The organism is Stenotrophomonas maltophilia, from assembly GCF_001676385.1.
GTDB lineage: Bacteria > Pseudomonadota > Gammaproteobacteria > Xanthomonadales > Xanthomonadaceae > Stenotrophomonas > Stenotrophomonas maltophilia_J.
The window spans coordinates 121459-144993 of record NZ_LYVJ01000006.1 but is presented as its reverse complement, the minus strand read 5'-3'; the positions used below and the strand labels follow the sequence as shown (position 1 = coordinate 144993).

General features: G+C 66.9%; 19 protein-coding genes. 8 read left to right on the top strand and 11 right to left on the bottom strand.

Annotation, left to right across the window (positions count from 1 at the left end; all coding sequences use genetic code 11):
• Positions 1–162 precede the first annotated feature (162 nt).
• Positions 163–699 carry an adenine phosphoribosyltransferase gene (locus tag A9K58_RS09440; RefSeq protein ID WP_065199139.1) on the top strand — a complete coding sequence of 179 codons (537 nt, stop codon included), beginning with the start codon at positions 163–165 and terminating at the stop codon, positions 697–699.
• 78 nt (positions 700–777) lie between these two features.
• Here A9K58_RS09440 and dbpA read toward each other — a convergent pair whose 3' ends face one another.
• The 3 genes from dbpA to A9K58_RS09425 form a co-directional block, all read right to left on the bottom strand.
• The gene (dbpA, locus tag A9K58_RS09435) at positions 778–2154 is read right to left on the bottom strand and encodes an ATP-dependent RNA helicase DbpA (RefSeq protein WP_065199138.1); all 1377 of its coding nucleotides are present in this window, start codon (positions 2152–2154) and stop codon (positions 778–780) included.
• Positions 2155–2257: 103 nt separating this feature from the next.
• The gene (locus A9K58_RS09430) at positions 2258–2530 is read right to left on the bottom strand and encodes a hypothetical protein (RefSeq protein WP_155760465.1); all 273 of its coding nucleotides are present in this window, start codon (positions 2528–2530) and stop codon (positions 2258–2260) included.
• Positions 2531–2588: 58 nt separating this feature from the next.
• Positions 2589–3668 carry a YeiH family protein gene (locus A9K58_RS09425; RefSeq protein ID WP_065199136.1) on the bottom strand — a complete coding sequence of 360 codons (1080 nt, stop codon included), beginning with the start codon at positions 3666–3668 and terminating at the stop codon, positions 2589–2591.
• Between the two features lie 101 nt (positions 3669–3769).
• On the opposite strand from A9K58_RS09425, the gene A9K58_RS09420 reads away from it, so the two are divergent.
• Positions 3770–4645, top strand: a complete 876-nt coding sequence (locus tag A9K58_RS09420; RefSeq protein ID WP_065199135.1) for a LysR family transcriptional regulator — start codon at positions 3770–3772, stop codon at positions 4643–4645.
• A 498-nt stretch (positions 4646–5143) separates the two neighbouring features.
• Positions 5144–7027, top strand: coding sequence for an ATP-binding cassette domain-containing protein (locus A9K58_RS09415; protein WP_065199134.1), 1884 nt, complete (start codon positions 5144–5146; stop codon positions 7025–7027).
• A 162-nt stretch (positions 7028–7189) separates the two neighbouring features.
• Here A9K58_RS09415 and A9K58_RS09410 read toward each other — a convergent pair whose 3' ends face one another.
• Positions 7190–7651, bottom strand: coding sequence for a c-type cytochrome (locus A9K58_RS09410; RefSeq protein WP_065199133.1), 462 nt, complete (start codon positions 7649–7651; stop codon positions 7190–7192).
• 9 nt (positions 7652–7660) lie between these two features.
• Positions 7661–8044: a c-type cytochrome gene (locus A9K58_RS09405; RefSeq protein WP_065199132.1), complete on the bottom strand. Its 384-nt coding sequence runs from the start codon at positions 8042–8044 to the stop codon at positions 7661–7663.
• A gap of 205 nt (positions 8045–8249) precedes the next feature.
• On the opposite strand from A9K58_RS09405, the gene A9K58_RS09400 reads away from it, so the two are divergent.
• The 3 genes from A9K58_RS09400 to A9K58_RS09390 are packed head-to-tail and all read left to right on the top strand — an operon-like array spanning position 8250 to position 15987.
• On the top strand, positions 8250–9395 hold the full coding sequence (locus A9K58_RS09400) for an efflux RND transporter periplasmic adaptor subunit (RefSeq protein ID WP_065199131.1): 1146 nt from the start codon (positions 8250–8252) through the stop codon (positions 9393–9395).
• Positions 9392–12913 (top strand): efflux RND transporter permease subunit, encoded by a 3522-nt coding sequence (locus A9K58_RS09395; RefSeq protein ID WP_065199130.1) that lies wholly within the window; start codon positions 9392–9394, stop codon positions 12911–12913. The genes A9K58_RS09400 and A9K58_RS09395 overlap by 4 nt, the downstream gene beginning before the upstream one ends.
• Positions 12910–15987, top strand: coding sequence for an efflux RND transporter permease subunit (locus tag A9K58_RS09390; RefSeq protein ID WP_065199129.1), 3078 nt, complete (start codon positions 12910–12912; stop codon positions 15985–15987). The genes A9K58_RS09395 and A9K58_RS09390 overlap by 4 nt, the downstream gene beginning before the upstream one ends.
• 201 nt (positions 15988–16188) lie before the next feature.
• Here the strand turns inward: A9K58_RS09390 and A9K58_RS09385 are convergent, their stop codons facing one another.
• The 6 genes from A9K58_RS09385 to ykgO all read right to left on the bottom strand — a co-directional run bounded on the left by A9K58_RS09385 (position 16189) and on the right by ykgO (position 20716).
• Entirely contained in the window at positions 16189–17409 is a 1221-nt protein-coding gene (locus A9K58_RS09385) for a TraB/GumN family protein (protein WP_155760464.1), read from the bottom strand.
• A 4-nt stretch (positions 17410–17413) separates the two neighbouring features.
• Positions 17414–17944 (bottom strand): GNAT family N-acetyltransferase, encoded by a 531-nt coding sequence (locus tag A9K58_RS09380; RefSeq protein ID WP_065199127.1) that lies wholly within the window; start codon positions 17942–17944, stop codon positions 17414–17416.
• 14 nt (positions 17945–17958) lie between these two features.
• Entirely contained in the window at positions 17959–18846 is an 888-nt protein-coding gene (locus A9K58_RS09375) for a carbon-nitrogen hydrolase (RefSeq protein ID WP_065199126.1), read from the bottom strand.
• 191 nt (positions 18847–19037) lie between these two features.
• Entirely contained in the window at positions 19038–20075 is a 1038-nt protein-coding gene (locus A9K58_RS09370) for an agmatine deiminase family protein (RefSeq protein WP_065199125.1), read from the bottom strand.
• Positions 20076–20114: 39 nt separating this feature from the next.
• Positions 20115–20444: a hypothetical protein gene (locus A9K58_RS09365; RefSeq protein WP_065199124.1), complete on the bottom strand. Its 330-nt coding sequence runs from the start codon at positions 20442–20444 to the stop codon at positions 20115–20117.
• Positions 20445–20590: 146 nt separating this feature from the next.
• A complete protein-coding gene (gene ykgO / locus A9K58_RS09360) occupies positions 20591–20716 on the bottom strand; it encodes a type B 50S ribosomal protein L36 (RefSeq protein ID WP_005409283.1) in 126 nt (41 codons plus the stop codon).
• A gap of 197 nt (positions 20717–20913) precedes the next feature.
• Here ykgO and cmk point away from each other — a divergent pair, with 197 nt between their 5' ends.
• Together cmk and rpsA are read left to right on the top strand one after the other, a co-directional pair.
• Entirely contained in the window at positions 20914–21591 is a 678-nt protein-coding gene (gene cmk / locus A9K58_RS09355; protein ID WP_065199123.1) for a (d)CMP kinase, read from the top strand.
• Positions 21592–21789: 198 nt separating this feature from the next.
• Positions 21790–23469 (top strand): 30S ribosomal protein S1, encoded by a 1680-nt coding sequence (gene rpsA / locus A9K58_RS09350; protein WP_065199122.1) that lies wholly within the window; start codon positions 21790–21792, stop codon positions 23467–23469.
• Positions 23470–23535: the final 66 nt, after the last annotated feature.

The window sequence follows — 23535 nt, the reverse complement described above, 5'->3', positions numbered from 1 at the left end:
AACCGGGCCCACCCCGCCATCCCACAGGAAACCCGCTGTTGCCGTTGCTGTTGCCTTGGCCTGAAGCCTCTGCAGGTGCCGGGCGCTGCCCGGCCGTACCCCCAACAGGCAGGCGGCGCCCGGAACAGGTACCCTATGCCGCCATCAGACAGCCAATGTGACATGACCGACGCCATCGTCGCTCCGCAGTGGGCCTCGCGCCTGCGCGACATCGCCGACTTCCCCAAGCCCGGCATCCTGTTCAAGGACATCATGCCGCTGCTCGCCGACGGCGAGGACTTCCGCGGTGCCATCACCGCAATGGCCGATCGCTGGCGCGACCAGAAGCTGGACGCCGTGGTCGGCATCGAGTCGCGTGGTTTCATCCTCGGCGCCGCCATGGCGCTGGAGCTGGGCGTGGGCTTCGTGCCGGTGCGCAAGCCGGGCAAGCTGCCGGGCCAGGTGCTGCGCGAGGAGTACACGCTGGAATACCGCAGTGATTGCATCGAGGTTCATGCCGATGCACTGCCGGCCGGCGCCCGCGTGGCGATCATCGACGATGTGCTGGCCACCGGCGGCACCCTGGTCGCCGCACTGTCGCTGGTGCGCCGCCTGGGCGTTGAAGTGGTCGGTGCCGGTGTACTGGTCGAACTGGTTGGCCTGGGTGGCCGCAGCCGCTGGGGGGCGGACCTGCCGCTGCACGCCGAACTGGTGTACTGATCCTGTCGCCGGGCAGGGCCGGGCGCCGCACGCGCCATGCAGGTAGCGCCGGGCCATGCCCGGCGGCCACCTTGGCCCTTACATCATCCGCACACGGAAACGGCGGCCCTTGATCTTGCCGGCTTCCAGCTTTGCCACGGCCTTGCCCGCCTGCTCCCGGGCGATGGCCACGTACGAGCGGGTCGGGAAAATCGCGATCCTGCCGATGAACTTCCCCGACAGGCCGGCGTCGCCGGTCAGTGCCCCGAGGATGTCACCCGGGCGCAGCTTGTCGGTCTTGCCGCCGTCGATACGCAGGGTGCGCATTGCCGCCTGCGGCAACTCGGCCGGACGCGCGGTCGCCAGCGGTGTCTTCTGCCAGTCCAGCGGTTCGCCGCGTTGGGCTTCGATGGCCTCGGCGCGGATCTTCTCGCGTCCGGCCACCAGGCTGATCGCCAGGCCGCTGGCACCGGCACGGCCGGTACGGCCCACGCGGTGCTGGTAGCTCTCCACGTCGGTGGGCAGTTCGTAGTTGATCACCGCTGCCAGCGCTTCCACGTCCAGGCCGCGCGCGGCGACGTCGCTGGCCACCAGCACGTTGCAACTGCGGTTGGCCAGGCGCAGCAGCACTTCCTCGCGGTCGCGCTGCTCCATATCGCCGTGCAGGGCCAGGGCCGAGAAGCCGAACTGTTGCAGCGAGTTGGCCACCTCGTCCACATCCTTGCGGGTGTTGCAGAACACCACCGCCGATTCAGGGGTGTATTTCAGCAGCAGGCCGGCCAGCGCCTTCTGGCGATGGGCGGGCTCAACCTCGCAGAACAGGTGGCGGATGGATGGCGCCTGGTCGGCGCCTTCCACGGTGACTTCCACGGCCTCGCGCAGCAGGTCGCGCGCCATGGCACGGATGCTGTCGGGGAAGGTGGCCGAGAACAACAGGCTCTGGCGATCCTTGTGGGTGCGGCCTGCGATCTCGCGGATCGGTTCCTCGAAGCCCATGTCGAGCATGCGGTCGGCTTCGTCCAGGACCAGCGTTCGCACCGCGCCCAGGTTCAGCGCACGCTTGCGCGCCAGTTCCTGCACGCGGCCGGGCGTGCCGACCACCACATGCGGGTCATGGCCCTCCAGCGAGGCCAGCTGCGGACCGAGCGCTACGCCGCCGGTCAGCACCAGCAGCTTCAGGTTGGGAATGCCGGTGGCCAGCTTGCGGATCTGCTTGCCGACCTGGTCGGCAAGCTCACGGGTCGGGCACAGTACCAGCGCCTGCACGCGGATCAGGCTGGGGTCGATGGACTGCAGCAGGCCCAGGCCGAAAGCGGCGGTCTTGCCGCTGCCGGTCGGCGCCTGCGCGATCACGTCGCGGCCATCGAGGATGGCCGGCAGGCTCTGTGCCTGCACGGGAGTGAGGGTGGTATAGCCGAGGGCGTCCAGGCCGGGCTGCAGGGCCGGGCTCAGCGGCAGGGTTGAAAAGTCGGTCATGGCGCATTGTACCTGCGCGCGCCGTCGGTCCCGCCGTCGTTCACGATTCCGGTCGGTTGCCGCGGGCATTGCCAGCCTGGGACGGCCCCGGGACTTCGCTTCTTCAGCCCAGCCCGATGGCAACCAACCGCGCGGCCATCGCCTGCAACTGCTCCGGGCTGGCCGGCCGTGCCCCGGCTTTCGGCTCCAGCAGCAGCCGATGGAACCACGGGTTGGCGTGCCGCGTGTCGAAAGCGAAAGAGCAGGTCGCCTCCGCGCCCATCACGGCCTGCACGATGCCGATCAGGACGTCCTCGGCTTCATCCGCGTTGCCCGGCCCGTAGCGATCATCCAGCAGGCGCAACGGGATCGGCAGGAGGACAGGGACGTCAGGCATGCGGGCAGTGTAGAGGAAGGTGGGCGGACCGCGCCCGGCGGCGGTTTCCGCCGCTGCCTCAGCCCAGCGCCGCCAGCACACCCTGGTGGATCGCCAGGCCACCGAACAGCAGCCAGGCGAACAGGATCAAGGCCAGCAGCAGCGGCTTCAGGCCCGCCTGGCGCAGCGCCGAGACATGGGTGGTCAGGCCCAGCGCGGCCATCGCCATCGCCAGCAGCACGGTATCCAGCTGCACCAGCCCCGCCTGCAGGCCGGCCGGCAGCAGATGCAGCGAGTTGAACCCGGCCACCGCCACGAAACCGAACGCGAACCACGGCACCACGATGCGCGCACGACTGCCGTCCGCGCGGGCCTCGCCGCCGCGCGCCAGCCACAGCGACAGCGCGACCAGGAACGGTGCCAGCAGCATCACCCGCACCATCTTGGTGATCACTGCAGTATCGGCCGCTGCTTCGTTGACCGCGCGGCCCGCGGCCACCACCTGCGCCACTTCGTGCACCGTCGCGCCGGTGAACAGGCCATACTGCCGTGCGTCCATCGCCAGCCAGCCATGCGACTGCGCCAGCGCATACAGCGCCGGGTACAGGAACATCGCCAGCGTGCCGAACACCACCACCGTCGACACCGCCACGGTGACCTGCGCGGTGCGGCCACGCACCACCGGTTCGGCGGCCATCACGGCGGCGGCACCGCAGATCGCGCTGCCGGCGCCGATCAGCATCGCCGCTTCGCGTTCCATTCTGAACACGCGCACCCCCAGCCAGCAGGCCAGGCCGAACGTGCTGGCCACCACCAGAACGTCCATCAGTATGCCGCTGACGCCGACGTGGCCGATGTCCTGGAAGGTCAGGCGCAAGCCGTACAGCACGATGCCGGCGCGCAGCAGCCAGTGCTTGGAGAACCCGACACCTGCCGCGCTGCGCGGCGCCAGCCGCGGGTAGAGGGTGTTGCCGACCACGATGCCGGCGACGATGGCCAGGGTCAGCGCGCTAAGGCCGTGCGCCTGCAGCCAGGGAAGCTCGGCCAGGTAGAGTGATGCCGCCGCGATCAGGCCGACCAGCAGGAGGCCGGGCAGGCGCGGCTGCCAGCGTTGGCGCAGGGCGGGCAGGGACCAGGAGGAGAGAGCGGGGGCGTTCATGGCAGGGCTGTGCTGGAGTGACAGGACAAGCGTGCGCTCGGACCAATGACCTGTAAAACGAATAATATGGGTGAAACCTACCCATCCAGAAGGTAAGCGTCATGCGCCTGACCTTGCGCCAGCTGCAGGTGTTCGTCGCCATCGCCGATCACGGGAGTACCACCGCCGCCGGCCAGGCCATCGCGCTCTCGCAGTCGGCCAGCAGTGCAGCGCTGCAGGAGCTGGAGGCCCATTTCGGCACACCACTGTTCGACCGCATCGGCCGCCGCCTGGTCCTGAACGGGCACGGCCGTGCGCTGCTGGAGCCGGCGCGCGCACTGCTGGTCAACGCCACCGATCTGGAGCGGCAGCTCGCCGCCGGCGGCGATCCGGCGCAGGGCGCGCCGCTGCGGCTGGCACTCGCGGCCAGTACCACCATCGGCAACTACCTGCTGCCGGCACGCATCGCTGAACTGCTGCGCCAGGCGCCGCAGGCCGAAGTCGACCTGCGCATCGACAACAGCGCAGGCGTGGTCGCTGCGGTACAGCGCCTGGAAGTCGACGCCGGGCTGATCGAAGGCCCGTGCCATGAGCGCGGCCTGCAGGTGACCGCCTGGCAGCAGGACCCGTTGGTGATCGTGGCCGCCACCGACGCGCCGGCGCGCTGGTCGCTGGATCAACTGCGGGGCGCACGCTGGCTGCTGCGCGAGCCGGGCTCTGGCACCCGCGAAGCAGTTGAACAGGCCCTGCTGCCGCACTTGAGCGGCTTTGCCCAGGCCCTGCAGTTGGGCAACACCGAAGCGATCAAGCAGGCCGCCATCGCCGGTCTCGGGCTGGCCTGCCTTTCCCGCCACGCCCTGGAAGAGCCATTGGCGCTCGGACGCCTGCGCGTGCTCGAAACCCCGCTGCCTGGCCTGCAGCGCACCCTGTGGCTGGTCCGCCACCCGGGCAAGCAATGGCTGCCGGGGTTGCAGGCGTTGCTGGGGGAGCTGGGGTAGCCATCAGATTTCCAGTCGATTCCATCCATCGGCCCTTCTTGTAGCGCTCATCCACGCATGGCGTGGATCTACCGTGTCGACCAAGGTCGACACCCACCAGAGCAGAATGTAGTTCCGACAGATTGCGAGAAACTGTCAGAGGTGGGGCGGTGTGGGGCTGCAGGACCGTTGGCGCCATGGGCCCGAGGCATGCCTCGGGCGGGTTGGGCAGGACGCCCAACCCCGGTCTTGCCGTGTGCGCAGGACTGCGCACACGAGCAAGGCGCCATCGAGCCCCCATGGGTGAGGGCGCTTTGCTTGCGAAGCACTGCTTCGCAAGCGCCCGAACGCACAGCCGCCAGCGGCTGGGCCGGACCGCGGAGCGGGGTTCACGGCGTGTCCTGCAGCCCCACACCGACCTGCCTGCCACCGTAAGCCGCTTTGGCTGTTGCTTCGGCCGTTGCCTCTGCGGGTGCCGGGTGCAACCCGGCCGATGCCCCCAACCCGTACAATATCCGGATGCCTCTGATTACTCTGCAGAACGTCGACTTCAGCGTCGGCGGCCCGTTGTTGCTGGAAAAGGCCGAACTGTCGATCGAGCCGGGCGAACGCATCGCCCTGATCGGCCGCAACGGCGCCGGCAAATCCACCCTGCTCAAACTGCTGTCCGGCGACCACAAGCCCGATGACGGCGAAGTGCGCGTGCAGCAGGGCGTGCGCGTCACCCGCCTGGAGCAGGAAGTGCCACACGGCGCGGCTGGCTCGGTGTTCGACGTGGTGGCCGATGGCCTCGGCGAACTGGGCCAGTGGCTGGCCGAGTTCCACCACCTCAGCCATGCCGATGTATTCGATGGTGAGGCCCTCGGCAACGTGCAGGCCAAGATCGATGCCGCCAACGGCTGGGGCCTGGACCAGCGCGTCAGTGAAACGCTGACCAAGCTCGACCTGGACGGTGAAGCCGAATTCGGCCGCCTGTCCGGTGGCATGAAGCGCCGCGTCCTGCTCGCACGCGCGCTGGTGTCCGGCCCGGACGTGCTGCTGCTGGACGAACCGACCAACCACCTCGATATCGAAGCCATCGACTGGCTGGAAGCGTTCCTGAAGGGCTGGAGTGGCAGCGTGGTGTTCGTCACCCATGACCGCCGCTTCCTGCGTGCGCTGGCCACCCGCATTGTCGAGATCGATCGCGGCCAGGTCACCAGCTGGCCCGGCGACTGGGCCAACTACGAGCGCCGCCGCGAGGAGCGCCTCAACGCGCAGGCGCAGGAAAACGCACGGTTCGACAAGCTGCTGGCGCAGGAAGAAGTCTGGATCCGCCAGGGCATCAAGGCCCGCCGCACCCGCGATGAAGGCCGCGTGCGACGCTTGAAGGCGATGCGCGTGGAGCGCTCGCAGCGCCGCGAGCTCAGCGGCAACGTCAAGATGGAAGCGGCGCAAGGCGTCAGTTCCGGCAAGAAGGTCATCGACGTCAAGGGCATTTCGTTCGCGTTCGGCGAGCGCACCATGGTCCGCGACTTCACCACCACCATCATGCGCGGCGACCGCATTGGCCTGATCGGCCCCAACGGCAGTGGCAAGACCACGCTGCTGAAGCTGCTGCTGGGCGAACTGCAGCCGGCCAAGGGTGAAGTCAACGCAGGCACCAACCTGCAGGTCGCCTACTTCGACCAGTACCGTGCGGTGCTGCGCGAGGACTGGAGCGCAATCGAGAACGTGGCCGAGGGCCGCGACTTCCTCGAGTTCAACGGCAAGCGCAAGCACGTCCATGCCTACCTGCAGGACTTCATGTTCACCCCTGAGCGCGCGCGCGCGCCGATCACCCGCCTGTCCGGCGGCGAGCGCAACCGCCTGCTGCTGGCCAAGCTGTTCGCGCAGCCGTCCAACCTGCTGGTGATGGACGAACCGACCAACGATCTCGACGTGGAAACCCTCGAGCTGCTGGAAGAGTTGCTGGGTGAGTACACCGGAACGCTGCTGCTGGTCAGCCATGACCGTGACTTCATCGACAACGTGGTGACCTCCACGCTGGTGATGGAAGGCGATGGCGTGATCGGTGAGTACGTGGGTGGCTACAGCGACTGGCAGCGCTATGCCGCCAGCGTGGCGGCGCCTGCGGCGGCCCCGGCAGCCAAGCCGGCTGCCGCCGCGCCGGCTGCTCCGGCGGCTGCCACTCCCGCCGCGTCCAAGCGCAAGCTGGCCTACAAGGAAGCGCGCGAACTGGAGCAGCTGCCGAAGACCATCGAGAAGCTGGAGGGTGACGTCGAAGGCCTGACCTCGGCGATGAACGACCCGTCGTTCTACACCCGCAGCAGTGCCGAAGTGACCGCGCATACCCAGCAGCTGGCCAGGGTGCAGGCCGAACTGGATGCCGCCTACGCGCGCTGGGAAGAGCTGGAAGGCTGAGCGTCGGTCGCGCGGACTGTTGTAGAGCCGAGCCCACGCTCGGCTCAGCAGATCCACGCCATGCGTGGATATCCGGAATCTGTGCGGACCAACGGTCCGCACCTACCAACCGACGGTCCGCACCTACCAACCGACGGTCCGCACCGACCGGGGGGCCGGCCGTCATTTGACCCCGTGCAGGTCCCGCAGCTGGCTGGGCCGGCTGCCGAAATACGCCGCCAGATCGGCGATCTCCTGATCGCTCAGGTCCTTTGCCTGAGGTGTCATCAGCGCATGCTCGCGGTCGCCGGCGCGATACGCCTGCAGCGCATGCGCCAGGTAGTCACCGTACTGGCCACCCAGCTTCGGGTAGGTCGGATTGATCGGTGCGTTGCCGTCGGCGCCGTGGCAATCGATGCAGCTCTGGTTGGTGGTCTTGTTCTTCACCTTGGCACGCGCCTCGCCGGCGGCCTCGCGGCCCGGTGGCAGGCCAGCCGACGATGACGAACCGTGCTCGCCGCTGGCATGGCCCGGATCGGCGGCGGATTTCTCACTGCTCTCCACCTGCGACTGCGAGCAGGCCGCCAGCAGCAGGGCAACGGACAGGGCGATGGCGTGACGCATCGGATGCGCGGCTTTCGACATGGGCGGGCCTTACTTGACGGTGGACAGGTAAACAGCGAGATCGGCGATCTCCTGTTCGCTGAAACTCATCGACTGCGCCTGCATCGTCGGATGCCGGCGCTTGCCCTGGCGGTACTCGGTCAGGGCCTGGGCCAGATACTGCTGGGTCTGGCCGCCGATCTTCGGAACCCGGTAGCTGGGGTAGGCGTTCTTGTAGCCGGTGATGCCATGGCATCCCTGGCAGGTGTAGGCCAGGACGCGGCCATTGTCGAAGTTGCCGACGGGCGCGGCAGGCGCCGGCGCTGCGGCGGGAGCCGGAGCCGGTGGGGCAGGAGCAGGAGCGGGCTGTGCGGCGGCCCCAAGGGGCAGGAGGACGGCCAGAGCGAGACAAGCGGCGAGCGGCTGCGGGCGCATGGTGTCGTTTCCGGGGATTCGGGTCTGGTCGTTCCGGCGTGGGGTACGGAACGACCCGAGTATAGCCTCAGGTTTCATCTAGCTGAAATGGGGGGACGCCGACCAACGGCGTGAAGGCACCATGACCTTTGGGATATGGTGTTGCCGTGAAGTGGTGCATTACTTTGCTACCACACCTGCCCACGCATCCTCCAGGGACCTGACGATGTCGCACTCAACCTTCCTGTCCGGCCGTCGTAGCGGAATCTGCGCCGCCGCACTGCTGATTTCCTCCTCCTTGTTGCTGGGCGGTTGCGCCGCAGGGCCCAACGCCGACGCCAAGGCTGCCGAGACCAAGGAGGAGAAGAAGGCCGACGCGGTCCCGGTTGAAGTGGCGGTAGCGAGCCACCGCGCGGTTGCGGCCAGCTACACCGGCACCGCCGCGCTGGAACCGCGGGCCGAATCGCAGGTGGTCGCCAAGACTTCCGGCGTGGCGCTGGCGGTGTTGGTCGAAGAAGGCCAGCGGGTGACCGCCGGCCAGCCGCTGGTGCGGCTGGACCCGGACCGCGCGCGCCTGGCCGTGGCGCAGAGCGAGGCGCAGATGCGCAAGCTGGAGAACAGCTACCAACGCGCGCAGAAGCTGGTCGGCCAGCAGATGATCAGTGCCGCCGACGTCGACCAACTGCGATATGACCTGGAAAACGCCCGTGCGCAGTACCGCCTGGCCACGCTGGAATTGTCCTACACCACGGTGGTGGCTCCGATCTCCGGCGTGATCGCCTCGCGCTCGATCAAGACCGGCAACTTCGTGCAGATCAATACGCCGATCTTCCGCATTGTCGACAACACGCGCCTGGAAGCCACCCTCAACGTGCCCGAGCGCGAGCTCGCGACCTTGCGCGCCGGCCAGCCGGTGACGCTGGCCGCCGACGCGCTGCCGGGCCAGAGCTTTGCCGGAACCGTTGATCGCATCGCGCCGGTGGTCGATTCGGGTAGCGGTACGTTCAGGGTGGTCAGTGCCTTCGACGGCGGCGCAGGCGCACTGCAGCCCGGCATGTTCGGTCGCATCCGCATCGATTACGACCAGCGTGCCGACGCGCTGGTGGTGCCGCGCCTGGCGCTGCTCGACGACGGTGAGCCGGCGGTGTTCCGGGTGCGCGAAGGCAAGGTCGCACGCATTCCGGTCAAGCTGGGTTACGCCGAGGGCCCGTGGGTGGAGATCCGTGATGGCCTGGTGGCCGGTGATCAGGTGGTCACTGCCGGCAAGGTCGCCCTGCGCGACGGCACCACCGTGCAGGTGATTGCCGATCCGAAGGCGAAGACCGTCGCCACAGCCGCCAAGCCGGCAGACAAGGCTGGGAGCAAGCAATGACCGCCGCGGGCCACGACCACGGTGCCTCGCCGGCGAGCGACGGTGCCGCCGCCGGCATGCGCGGCGGCCTGGTGGAGTTCGCCACCCGCCGCCGCGTGACCATCGCCATGTGCACGGTCACCCTGTTGCTGTTCGGCCTGATCGCGTTGGGCAACCTGAAGGTCAACCTGCTGCCCGACCTGAGTTACCCGACGCTGACCGTGCGTACCGAGTACACCGGTGCGGCACCGACCGAGATCGAAACCCTGATCACCCAGCCGGTGGAAGAAGCGGTCGGCGTGGTCAAGAACCTGCGCAAGCTGAAGTCGATCTCGCGCACCGGCCAGAGCGATGTGGTGCTCGAATTCGCGTGGGGCACCAACATGGACCAGGCCAGCCTGGAGGTGCGCGACAAAATGGAGGCGCTGAACCTGCCACTGGAGGCCAAGGCTCCGGTGCTGCTGCGCTTCAATCCGTCCACCGAGCCGATCATGCGCCTGGTGCTGTCGACCAAGGCGGCACCGGCGACAGATGCCGATGCGATCCGCGAACTGACCGGCCTGCGCCGCTATGCCGATGAAGACCTGAAGAAGAAGCTGGAGCCGGTTGCCGGCGTGGCGGCGGTCAAGGTCGGCGGCGGCCTGGAGGACGAGATCCAGGTTGATATCGACCAGCAGAAGCTGGCGCAGCTGAATCTGCCGATCGACACCGTCATCAAGCGCCTCAAGGACGAGAACATCAACATTTCCGGTGGCCGTCTCGAGGAGGGCTCGCAGCGCTTCCTGGTGCGTACCGTCAACCAGTTCGCCGACCTGGAGGAAATCCGCAACCTGCTGGTGACCACCCAGGGGGCCAACGGCAGCGCGGCTGACTCGGCGTTGCAGCAGATGTTCAATATCGCGGCCTCGACCGGTTCGGCGGCGGCCATCGCGGCAGCCTCGGCGGCGCAGAGCGCGTCGTCCGGCAGTGGCTCCAGCGTGGTCGCCAACGGTGTGCCGGTGCGCTTGAAGGACGTTGCCACCGTGCGCCAGGGCTACAAGGAACGCGAAGCGATCATCCGCCTGGGGGGCAAGGAGTCGGTCGAGCTGGCCATCTACAAGGAGGGCGATGCCAATACCGTTTCCACCGCAGAAGCCCTGCGCAAGCGCCTGGAGCAGATCAAGGGGACCTTCCCGGCCGATGCCGAGCTGACCACCATCGAGGACCAGTCGCGCTTCATCGAGCACGCCATCGCCGACGTCAAGAAGGACGCGGTGATCGGCGGCCTGCTGGCGATCCTGATCATCTTCCTGTTCCTGCGGGATGGCTGGAGCACGTTCGTGATCAGCTTGTCGCTGCCGGTCTCGATCATCGCCACGTTCTTCTTCATGGGCCAGCTCGGCCTGAGCCTGAACGTGATGTCGCTGGGCGGACTGGCACTGGCTACCGGCCTGGTGGTGGATGACTCGATCGTGGTGCTGGAGAGCATCGCCAAGGCGCGCGAGCGTGGCCTGGGCATCCTGCAGGCCGCCATCGCCGGTACCCGTGAAGTGAGCATGGCGGTGGTTGCCTCGACCCTGACCACCATCGCGGTGTTCCTGCCGCTGGTATTCGTCGACGGTATCGCAGGCCAGCTGTTCCGCGACCAGGCACTGACCGTGGCGATCGCCATCGCGATCTCACTGGTGGTGTCGATGACCCTGATCCCAATGCTGAGTTCGTTGAAGGGACGGCCGCCGCTGGCCTTCCCGGAGGAGCCGGCGCATGAGCCGTGGCAACCGGAGAACCGCTGGCAGAAGCCGGTCGCGCTGGGTCGACGGGGCATGGTCGCGACCGTGCGCTGGAGCTTCTTCGCACTGGCCTGGCTGATCGTGCGCCTGTGGCGCGGCGTGGTGGCCGTGGTCGGCCCGGTGATGCGCAGGGCCAGCGACCTGGCGATGAAGCCGTACGCTGGCGCCGAACGTGGCTACCTGCGCCTGCTGCCCAGTGCGCTGGCGCATCCGGGCAAGGTGCTCGGCGTGGCCACGGCCATCTTCGTGGCGACCATGGCGATGGTGCCGATGCTTGGGGCCGACCTGATTCCGCAGCTGGCCCAGGATCGCTTCGAGATGACGGTCAAGCTGCCCGCGGGCACGCCCCTCAAGCACACCGATGCGCTGGTCCGCGAGTTGCAGATGGCGCACGGCCAGGGCGAGGGCGTGGCCTCGCTGTACGGCGTCAGCGGCAGTGGCACCCGGCTGGACGCCAATCCGACCGAGAGCGGGGAGAACATCGGCAAGCTGACCGTGGTGATGGAAGGCGGTGGCAACGCGCGCACCGAAGCGGAGATCACAGAGCGCCTGCGCGACACCATGGGCCAGCATCCGGGCGTGCAGGTCGACTTCGCGCGACCGGCATTGTTCAGTTTTTCCACGCCCCTGGAAATCGAACTGCGCGGGCAGGACATGGCCACCCTGGAAGTGGCGGGCCAGCGCCTGGCGGCGATGCTGCGCGGCAATGCGCACTATGCCGACGTGAAGTCGACGGTGGAGGAGGGCTTCCCGGAAATCCAGATCCGCTTCGACCAGGAGCGCGCCGGCGCGCTGGGCCTGACCACCCGCCAGATCGCCGATGTGGTGGTGAAGAAGGTGCGTGGCGACGTGGCCACCCGCTACAGCTTCCGCGACCGCAAGATCGACGTACTGGTGCGTGCACAGGAGGGCGACCGCGCCAGTGTCGAGAGCATCCGCAGGCTGATCGTCAATCCGGGCAGCACGCGTCCGGTCACTCTGGGCGCAGTGGCCGACGTGGTCGCTACCACCGGTCCCAGCGAGATCCACCGCGCCGACCAGACCCGGGTTGCGGTCGTGTCGGCCAACCTGCGCGACATCGACCTCGGCGCGGCCATGCGCGAGGTGCAGCAGATGGTGGCCGAGCAGCCGCTGGGCGCCGGTGTCGGCCTGCACATCGGCGGCCAGGGCGAGGAACTGGCGCAGGCGGCGAAGTCGTTGATCTTCGCCTTCGGCCTGGCGATCTTCCTGGTCTATCTGGTGATGGCCTCGCAGTTCGAGTCGCTGCTGCATCCGTTTGTGATCCTGTTCACCATCCCGCTGGCACTGGTGGGGGCCATCCTCGCCTTGATGCTGACCGGCAAGCCCATTTCGGTGGTGGTGTTCATCGGCCTGATCCTGCTGGTCGGGCTGGTGACCAAGAACGCGATCATCCTCATCGACAAGGTGAACCAGCTGCGCGAAGCCGGCGTCGCCAAGCATGAGGCGCTGGTGGAGGGGGCACGCTCGCGCCTGCGCCCGATCATCATGACGACGCTGTGCACGCTGTTCGGCTTCCTGCCGTTGGCGGTGGCGATGGGCGAGGGTGCCGAAGTGCGTGCGCCGATGGCGATCACCGTAATCGGCGGCCTGCTGGTGTCGACCCTGTTGACCCTGCTGGTGATCCCGGTGGTCTATGACCTGATGGACCGCCGCGGTGATGCCTATTACCGCGAGCGCGGCCGCAAGCATGCCGGCGAAGGCCTGCAGGACGGCGGCGCCGGCGCCCGCGGAGCGGAGGAACCGGCATGAGCGTTGCCGAGTTCTCCATCCGGCGCCCGGTCACCACCATCATGTGTTTCGTGTCACTGGTGGTGATCGGCCTGATTGCCTCGTTCCGCCTGCCGCTCGAGGCGCTGCCGGACATTTCCGCGCCGTTCCTGTTCGTGCAGATCCCGTACACCGGCTCGACGCCGGAGGAAGTGGAGCGGACCATCATCCGCCCAGTGGAGGAGTCGCTGGCGACGATGACCGGGATCAAGCGCATGCGTTCCTCGGCCACGTCCGAGGCGGCGCTGATCTTCATCGAGTTCAGCGACTGGGACCGCGACATCGCCATCGCCGCGTCGGACGCGCGCGAACGCATCGATGCGATCCGCAGCGACCTGCCTGATGACCTGCAGCGCTACAACGTATTCAAGTGGTCCAGCAGCGACGAGCCGGTGCTGAAGGTGCGCCTGGCCAGCGCCACCGACCTGACCACCGCCTATGACATGCTCGACCGCGAGTTCAAGCGGCGCATCGAACGCATTCCCGGCGTGGCGCGCGTCGAGATCACCGGTGCGCCGCCCAACGAAGTGGAGATCGCCATTGATCCGAACCGGCTCAATGCACATGGGTTGAGCATCAACGAGCTGAGCGAGCGCCTGCGCACGTTGAACTTCTCGATCTCGGCCGGGCAGATTGATGACAATGGCCAACGCGTGCGCGTGCAGCCGGTGGGCGAAATCACCGATCTGCAGGAAATGCGTGACCTGGTGATCAACGCCAAGGGCCTGCGCCTTGGAGATATTGCCGACGTTCGCCTGAAACCGGCGCGCATGAACTACGGGCGTCGCCTGGATGGAAACCCGGCGGTGGGCCTGGACATCTTCAAGGAGCGCAGCGCCAACCTGGTGGATGTCTCGCGTGGGGCGCTGGCCGAAGTCGAGGCGATCCGTGCGCAGCCGTCGATGCGCGACGTGCAGATCAAGGTAATCGACAACCAGGGCAAGGCGGTGACGTCGTCGCTGCTGGAGCTGGCCGAAGCCGGCGCAGTCGGCCTGATCCTGTCGGTCACCGTGCTGTTCTTCTTCCTGCGCCACTGGCCGTCCACGCTGATGGTGACCCTGGCCATTCCGATCTGCTTCACCATCACCCTGGGCTTCATGTACTTCGCCGGGGTGACGCTGAACATCCTGACCATGATGGGCCTGCTGCTGGCCGTGGGCATGCTCGTCGACAATGCCGTGGTGGTGGTGGAGAGCATCTACCAGGAGCGCGAGCGCATGCCTGGCCAGCCGCGGCTGGCCTCGATCATCGGCACCCGCAACGTGGCCATCGCGCTCAGCGCGGGCACGCTGTGCCACTGCATCGTGTTCGTGCCGAACCTGTTTGGTGAGACCAACAACATCAGCATCTTCATGGCACAGATCGCGATCACCATCTCGGTCTCGCTGCTGGCCTCCTGGCTGGTTGCGGTCAGCCTGATCCCGATGCTGTCCGCGCGCATGGCCACGCCCAAGCTGGTGCACTCGCAGAACGGCATGATCGCGCGCCTGCAGCGCCGCTACGCGCAGGTGCTGGACTGGTCGCTGCGCCATCGTGGCTGGAGCCTGCTCGGCATCCTGCTGGTGGTGCTGGTGAGCCTGGTACCGATGAAACTGACCAAGGTCGACATGTTCGGTGGTGACGGCGGCAAGGACATCTTCATCGGCTACATGTGGAAGGGCGCCTACACCTACCGGCAGATGTCCGAGGAAGTGGCACGGGTGGAGAACTGGATCGACCAGAACCGCGAGCGCCTGCATGTGCAGCAGGTGTACTCCTGGTACAGCGAGCAGGAAGGCAGCTCGACCGTGGTCACCCTGGACGAGAAGTACGCCAAGGACATCAAGGCATTGCAGGAAGAGCTGCGCAAGGGCCTGCCGAAGTCGGCGCGGACTGACTACTTCGTCGGCAACCAGGGCGGGGACGGTGGCGGTGGCAACCAGGGCGTGCAGGTACAGCTGGTGGGCGATTCCAGCTCGATGCTGCAGGAGATCGGCCAGGACGTGCTGCCGATGCTCGCCCAGCGTTCCGAGCTGCGTGACGTGCGCATCGACAACGGTGAGAAGGGGGGCGAACTGAAGGTGCGGGTCGACCGCGAACGTGCCGCGGCGTTCGGCTTCAACGCCGAACAGGTCGCCAGCTTCGTCGGCCTGGCCCTGCGTGGTGCGCCGATGCGCGAGTTCCGCCGCGGCGACAACGAAGTGCCGGTGTGGGTGCGCTTCGCCGGTGCCGAGCAGAGCAGCCCGGAAGACCTGGCGGGTTTCAGTGTGCGCACCGGTGACGGCCGCAGCGTTCCCCTGCTCAGTCTGGTCACGGTGGATGTCGGTTCGTCAGCCACCCAGATTGGCCGCACCAACCGCCAGACCACGCTGACCATCAAGGCCAACCTGGCCGGGAAGGTCACTGCCCCGGAGGGGCGCAAGGCGATCGAAGCGGTGCTCAAGCCGATGAACTTCCCGGCTGGCTATGGCTTCACCTTCGACGGCGGCGACTACGGCAACGACGACGAGGCCATGCAGCAGATGGTGTTCAACCTGCTGATCGCGCTGGTGATGATCTACGTGGTGATGGCGGCCGTATTCGAGTCGCTGCTGTTCCCGGCGGCCATCATGAGCGGCGTGCTGTTCTCGATCTTCGGCGTGTTCTGGCTGTTCTGGGTCACCGGCACGTCGTTCGGGATCATGTCCTTCATCGGCATCCTGGTGCTGATGGGCGTGGTGGTGAACAACGGCATCGTAATGATCGAGCACATCAACAACCTGCGGCGCAGCGGGATGGGGCGCACCCAGGCGCTGGTGGAAGGCTCGCGCGAACGCCTGCGCCCGATCATGATGACCATGGGCACGGCGATCCTGGCGATGGTGCCGATCTCGCTGACCAGCACCCAGATGTTCGGCGATGGCCCGGAGTACGCACCGATGGCGCGCGCGATCGCCGGTGGCCTGGCGTTCTCGACCGTGGTCAGCCTGCTGTTCCTGCCGACCATCTATGCCGTGCTGGACGATCTACGCAGCGCGGTGACGCGGCTGATCCGCCGGGCGCGCGGCCTCGAGGTGGCGGCGGGAACCGCGGTGTAGTGGCCGAGCTTGCTCGGTCGTACGTGGCGGCAATGTGTTGTGGTGTGGGGGAGGCCGGTCGTAGTGGGGCGGCCTCCCCCTTTTTTCGGCTCGCCGCGTCTGTTTGCCTCTGTAGAGCCATGCTCGGCTGCCGTTCGCCGCATCGCGGCGTCGCCCGAGCATGGGCTCGGGCGCTACAGATTCTGTGGTCGGTTGAGAGGCTTATCCCGCCACCTTGCCCCACACCTTGAACGTGGTCAGCCACAGGCCCAGCATGCTGCCCAGATTGGTCAACATGAAGGCCAGCACCACGCGGGTGACGCGGTTGCGGTACCAGCCCTTCACGTTCTGTGCGTCGTCGCGCAGTTTCAGGAAGTCCTCGTACGTAGGCTTGCGCACGCGCGCTTCCACCAGCGCTGAGAACGCGCCGGTGGGAATGCTCAGGCGGAACGGCTTGAACGGGGCCACGGCAATTGCGGTGAGGATGCTCAGCGGGTGGCCGCCGGCCAGCAGGCAGCCCAGGCCCGCGAGGCCACCGGTGTACATCGCCCAGGTCGCCAGCAGTTCGGTGCCCACGCCCAGGCCACCACGGTAGAAGCCCACGCCGATGCCCGTGGCCACAATCGCGAGGATGCCCAATGTGAACCACGGGATGTTGCGCTTCTTTGGCACCGCTTCCAGCTCGGCACGCAACGCTGCCGGCGCTTCGGTATCGGTCTCCAGGTAACGCGCCAGCCCGGCCAGATGGCCCGCGCCGACCACCGCCAGTACTTCGCGCTGGTGCGGGTCGTGCGCTTCGCGCAGGCGCGTGGCCATGTAGCGGTCGCGCTCGCCGATGATCGTCTCGTACAGTGCCGGGCTTTCGCTGGCGAACTCGCCGAAGCTCGATTCCAGCATGTCCCCCTGCTTGAGCTTCTCGATCTCGTTCTCGCCCACCTCCTCCGAGGAGAACAGGCCCGCGCCGAGGCCGGCAATCAGCTTCAGCTTGCCGAAGAAGCCCAGGCGCTGCGATGCGCGGCGGAACGTCAGGCCCACTTCGCGGTCGATCAGGTGCAGCGGCAGATTGCGTTCGCGCGCAAGGTCCGCCGCGCGTTTCAGTTCGGCACCGGGCTCGATGCCCAGTTGTTCGGCCAGTCGGCGCTGGTACGCGGACAGCGCCAGATTGGCCGCGAACAGGGCCACGCGCCCCTTGCGGATCACTTCCACCAGATCAAGCTTGGCCAAGGTGTCCGGGTCGCTCAGTGCCTGCAGGCGCTGCGGGTCCAGCTCGACGGCGATCGCGTCGAAGCGGCCACTGTCGATGGCGTTCTCCACGGCCTCGACGCTGGCATGGGAAACGTGGGCGGTGCCCAGCAGGGTGTAGCGCACGCCGTCGCGTTCGACGACGCGCACCGGCTGGCCGGCGAACAGGTCGTCGCCGGTTTCGGGAAGGAGTTCGGTCATGGGTTCATTCATTGGAAGGTGCGGAGTCGGCGCCATCGCCGAGTGCGCGCTGCATCTGCACGGTGTCCAGCCAGCGGCCATGCTTGCGGCCGAGGCCACGGAACACGCCCACCCGCTCGAAGCCGAAGCGCTCGTGCAGCCTGATCGAAGCGGTATTGGCCGGTTCGCCGATCACCGCCACCATCTGCCGGTAGCCACGCGCGGTGCAGGCGTCGATCAATGCCTGCAGCAGGCTGGCGCCGACGCCCCGGCCCTGGAAGCGCGCATCGACGTAGACCGAGTTTTCCACGGTCCACTGGTAAGCGATGCGGGTGCGGTAGGTGTTGGCATAGGCATAGCCGGCCACCTGGCCGTCGATCTCGGCGACCAGGTAGGGGAAGCCGCGGCCGGCGATGTCGCGCATGCGGCGCAGCATCTCCTCCTGGTCCGGGACGTCGTACTCGTAGGTGTTGACGAAGTCGGTCACTTCCACCGCGTAGATCGCGGTGATCGCGGCGATGTCGGCCGGGCCGGCATCACGGATGAGGACGGCCATGCGCAGGCTCCGGCTCAGTCGATGTAGCGCTTGAGCAGGTCGCCGTAGGCATCGATGCGGCGATCGCGCAGGAACGGCCAGATGCGGCGCACATGCTCGCTGCGCTGCAGGTCGACATCGCACAGCAGCACGGTGGCCTCGGTACCAGCCTCGGCCAGGAACTCGCCCTGCGGGCCGAGCACGTGGCTGTTGCCCCAGAACTGGATCCCGGAAGCGCCCAGCGGCGAGGCTTCGTGGCCGACACGGTTGCAGCTCAGTACCGGCAGGCCGTTGGCTACGGCATGACCGCGGTGGCTGAGCACCCAGGCATCGCGCTGGCGGGTCTTCTCGTCCTGCCCGTCGTCTGGATCCCAGCCGATCGCGGTCGGGTACAGCAGCAGTTCGGCGCCGGCCAGCGCCATCAGGCGCGCCGCTTCCGGGTACCACTGGTCCCAGCACACCAGCACGCCAAGGCGGCCCACCGAGGTATCGATCGGGGTGAAGCCGAGGTCGCCCGGGGTGAAGTAGAACTTCTCGTAGAAGCCCGGATCGTCGGGGATGTGCATCTTGCGGTACTTGCCCAGCAGGGTGCCGTCCTTCTCGAACACCACGGCTGTGTTGTGGTACAGGCCGGCAGCGCGGCGCTCGAACAGCGAGCCTACCAGCACCACGCCGTGCTTCTTCGCCAGCGCGCCGAGACGCTCGGTGCTGGGGCCGGGAATCGGTTCGGCCAGGTCGAATTCATCGACCGATTCGTGCTGGCAGAAGTACGGGCCGTTGTGCAGTTCCTGCAGCAGCACCAGCCTGGCACCCTGCGCAGCCGCCTCGGCCACGCGCGCTTCGATCACCGCCAGGTTGGCGGCGGCGTCGCCGTGGTTGCGCTCCTGGATCAGGGCGACGGTAAGGGGGCTGCGCGAGTTCATGCGGGCGTTCCTGCGGGGGAAAACCTGCATGTTAGCGCGGATGGGCGGTCGCAGCGTGTCGCGCGCTGAATGGGCCGCCCTTTGTAGAGTCGAGCCATGCTCGACTGCCTTACCGTGCGATCTGATCGGAGAGCAGTCGAGCATGGCTCGACTCTACAAAAGCGGCGCCGGGCGGGGCCCGGCGTCATCCATCAGGCCTTCAGCAGCCCTTCCGGCAACTGCATGGTGATGCAGTGCAGGCTGCCGTTCTGCCAGATCAGCGAGCGGCAGGGTACCTGCACGATCTCGCGACCGGGGTGGGCCTGGGCCAGCACGTCACGGGCCAGGTCATCGGCCGGGTCGCCATAGGCGGGCATCAGCACTGCGCCGTTGATGATCAGGTAATTGGCGTACGACGCGGCCAGGCGGCGTCCCTCATCGATCACCGGCCGTGCCCACGGCAGCGGGAACAGGCGGTATGGCTGGCCGTCCCTTGTGCGCAGTGCGGCCAGTTCCCTGCCCATCGCCTGCAGCTCGGCGTAGTGCGAGTCGCTCTCGTCGTCGCAGGCCTGGTAGACGATGCTGTCGGCCGAGGCGAAGCGGGCGAGGGTGTCGATATGCGCGTCGGTGTCGTCGCCTTCCAGGTAGCCGTGGTCCAGCCACAGCACGCGGTCCTGCTGCAGCCAGTCGGCGAGGTCGGCGCTCAGGCTGGCACGGTCGCGGTCCGGATGACGCTCGTGCAGGCATTTCCAGGTGGTCAGCAGGGTACCTTCGCCGTCGGTCTCGATGCCGCCGCCTTCCAGCGCGAACGGAATGCTGCGTACCGGCGCATCGTTGAACACGCCGGCCTGGTCGAGCACGCCCACCAGTTGGTCATCCAGGGTGGCGTCGAACTTGCCGCCCCAGCCGGTGAAGCGGAAGTCCAGCAGCTGGAAGCCGCCGTCGGCACGGCGCAGGGTGATCGGGCCCGAGTCGCGCAGCCAGGTATCGTCGTAGGCCGCGGTGGTGAAATGAACCTTGTCCATGTCGATGCGGTTGGAGCGCAGCCGCATCTCGGCGTAGGTCTCCACATCGTCGTCGGCCACGCAGATCAGCACCGGCTGGAAGCGGGTGATGGCCGCGACCAGGGCGATGTAGGTCTCTTCCACCTGGTCCAGGCGCTCAGCCCAGTCGGTGTCGGCGGTGGGCCAGGCAATCAGGACGCCGCTCTGGGCTTCCCACTCGGCAGGAAAACGAAGGGTCTGGTTCATGGTCTCGCTACACAGGCCCGCCCACGGCGGGTAAAGGGATCAACGGATCGGAGGTTTCGGGCCGATTTCGTTCGGGTCCGCCTGGTTGGCCACCACGTCGATCACCTTCTGCTTCTCGAAGTAGACGGTGAACTGCGGGTACACCCAGCGGTTGATGGTCGGCCACTGCCGCTTCTGCCCACCACGCGGCTGCAGCTGCTCACTCGGCGCGCCAAACTGCGCCTGCACCTGCTGCATGCTCTGGCCGCGCACGGGCAGGGCACCGGCCGGCTTCTCGCGGGCGCGGTCGACAAGCAGGGTATCGGCCAGCGCCGGCGTGGCGGCGGCCAGGGTGGCCATCACGGCCAGGGTGGACAGGTAACGCTTCATCTCGATCTACTCCCCAGTGGTCAAGAAAGGCGATTACAGCAAAAACGGCAGGAAAAAGCCGCATAAACAAAAAACCGCCCGAAGGCGGTTTCTTGCATCGGGTCGGCCCCGCGCGGGGCCAGCCGCAGCCGCGAGGGCTGTCGGGCTCAGCGCTGACGCGCCTTGAAACGCGGGTTCGACTTGCAGATCACGAAGATCTTGCCACGGCGACGGACGACCTTGCAGTCACGGTGACGGGCCTTCGCCGACTTCAGGGAGGACAGGACTTTCATGGCATACCTCGGCGTAAACAGTAGTTGTTCGGGTGGAGCGTGGCCGCGATATGCGAAAGACAATCGGCAGTTGACGCTCGTTCAAGCCCGCCATTCTACCGGGCTTTTCCTCATGGTTTCAAGTGGTTGCACAAATGACCCGTCGCGGGGCGCGTGGCAGGGGCTAGAATGGCCTCTTCACACGCTCTGGGACCCCCATGAATCCACTCGCTCCCGTCCTGACCATCGACGGCCCGTCCGGGGCTGGCAAGGGTACCATCAGCCGCATCGTGGCGCGCCGGATGGGCTGGCATTACCTGGATTCGGGGGCGCTGTACCGGGCGGTGGGGGTGGCCGCGAGCTGGGCCGACATCGACACTTCGGACGCATCGGCCCTGGTCCGCTGCACCTTCGATACCCATGTTCAGTTTGTCGAACAGGGCGAGGCCATGCGGGTGATGGTCAATGGCACCGACGCCACCGACGAACTGCGCCTGGAGACCACCGGTGCACTGGCCTCGGCCATTGCCGCCATTCCCGAAGTCCGGGCCGCCCTGAAGGAGCGCCAGCGCGCATTCAGGGAGCTGCCCGGCCTGGTTGCCGACGGTCGCGACATGGGCACGGTGATCTTCCCGGACGCCCCCTACAAGGTGTTCCTGACCGCCAGTGCCGAGGAGCGCGCCGAGCGCCGGCATAAGCAGTTGAAAGACAAGGGGGTTTCTGTTAACTTTGATGACCTCCTGCGCGAGATCATGGCCCGCGACGCCCGTGATGCTCAGCGTACCGTGGCGCCCCTGAAGCCGGCAGATGATGCTGTCCTCATCGACACCACAGGCATCGGCATCGCAGATGTCGTTGCCCGAGTGATGGATCTGCTTCCGGTTCCGGCTGCCTGATCCGTTCGCGCGGGAGCACTGCCAGCAGCACCGGTGGTGGTCGCGCAAAGCAGTGCTGTACACGCTCCGCCGCGCAATGATGCGTGGCGGTTTTCCTACTACACACGACCTGCGTTTCCGGGGTCGACCAACAGGCGGGCGGTCGCCATTCCCCTGAAGGGGACGCCACCGACCCATGTGTCCAACAGAGTAAATCTAATGACCGAATCATTTGCCGAACTGTTTGAAGCCAGCCAGGCCAACCTGGCCAAGCTGAAGCCGGGCGCCATCGTCAGCGGTACCGTTGTTGAAGTCCGCGGCGACGTCGTGGTGATCAACGCTGGCCTGAAGTCCGAAGGCATCGTGCCGATCGAACAGTTCCGTAACGACGCTGGCGAGATCGACGTTGCCGAAGGCGACGTCGTCAAGGTCGCCCTCGACTCCATCGAGAACGGCTTCGGCGAAACCGTCCTGTCGCGCGAGAAGGCCAAGCGCGCGATGGTGTGGGACGAGCTGGAAGAAGCGTTGGAAAAGAACGAAACCATCACCGGCCGCATCAGCGGCAAGGTCAAGGGTGGTTTCACCGTGGACATCAAGGATGTCCGCGCCTTCCTGCCGGGTTCCCTGGTCGATGTGCGCCCGGTGCGCGATCCGGCCTACCTGGAAGGCAAGGAGCTGGAGTTCAAGCTCATCAAGCTGGACCGCAAGCGCAACAACGTCGTGGTCTCGCGCCGCGCTGTCGTCGAAAGCGAGCACTCGGAAGAGCGCGAGCAGCTGATGGACAAGCTGCAGGAAGGCGCGATCCTGAAGGGTGTCGTCAAGAACCTGACCGATTACGGCGCGTTCGTGGACCTGGGCGGCATCGATGGCCTGCTGCACATCACCGACATGGCGTGGAAGCGCGTGCGTCACCCGTCGGAAGTCGTGAACGTCGGCGACGAGCTGGACGTCCGCGTGCTGAAGTTCGACCGCGAGCGCAACCGCGTTTCGCTGGGCCTGAAGCAGCTGGGCGAGGATCCGTGGGACAACATCGGCCGTCGTTACCCGGCCAACAGCCGCGTCTTCGGCAAGGTCTCCAACGTCACCGATTACGGTGCGTTCGTTGAGATCGAGCCGGGCGTCGAAGGCCTGGTGCACGTCTCCGAGATGGATTGGACCAACAAGAACGTCAACCCGTCCAAGGTCGTGCAGGTCGGTGACGAAGTCGAAGTGATGGTGCTGGACGTCGATGAAGAGCGTCGCCGCATCTCGCTGGGCATGAAGCAGGTTGCCGCCAATCCGTGGGAAACCTTCGCTGCCACCCACAAGAAGGGTGACAAGGTGTCGGGCCAGATCAAGTCGATCACCGACTTCGGCATCTTCATCGGCCTGGACGGCGGCATCGACGGTCTGGTCCACCTGTCCGACATCAGCTGGAACACCACCGGCGAAGACGTCGTTCGCAACTTCAAGAAGGGCGATACCCTGGACGCCGTCGTCCTGGCCGTCGACCCGGAGCGCGAGCGCATCTCGCTGGGCGTGAAGCAGCTGGAGCAGGATCCGTTTGGCCAGTACATGGCTGCCAATCCGAAGGGCTCCAAGGTCGAAGGCGTGGTGAAGGAAGTCGACGCCAAGGGCGCCGTGATCGAACTGGCCGACGGCATCGAAGGCTACGTGTCGGCTCGCGACATCGCCAACGAGCGCGTTGACGACGCCACCCAGCACCTGAAGGTCGGCGACAAGGTCGAAGCCAAGTTCGTGGGCATGGACCGCAAGGGCCGCACCCTGCAGCTGTCGATCAAGGCCAAGGACGACGCGGAAATGCGCGAAGTGCTGGAGGAATACCAGTCGGCTTCGGGCGGTACCACCCAGCTCGGCGCGCTGCTGCGTGCACAGCTGAACGGTGGCAAGTCCGAGTAATCGGATCCGCGGTTCTGTTGTTTCCTGGACGGCCCGGGCACTGCCCGGGCCGTTTCAGGCTGAGAT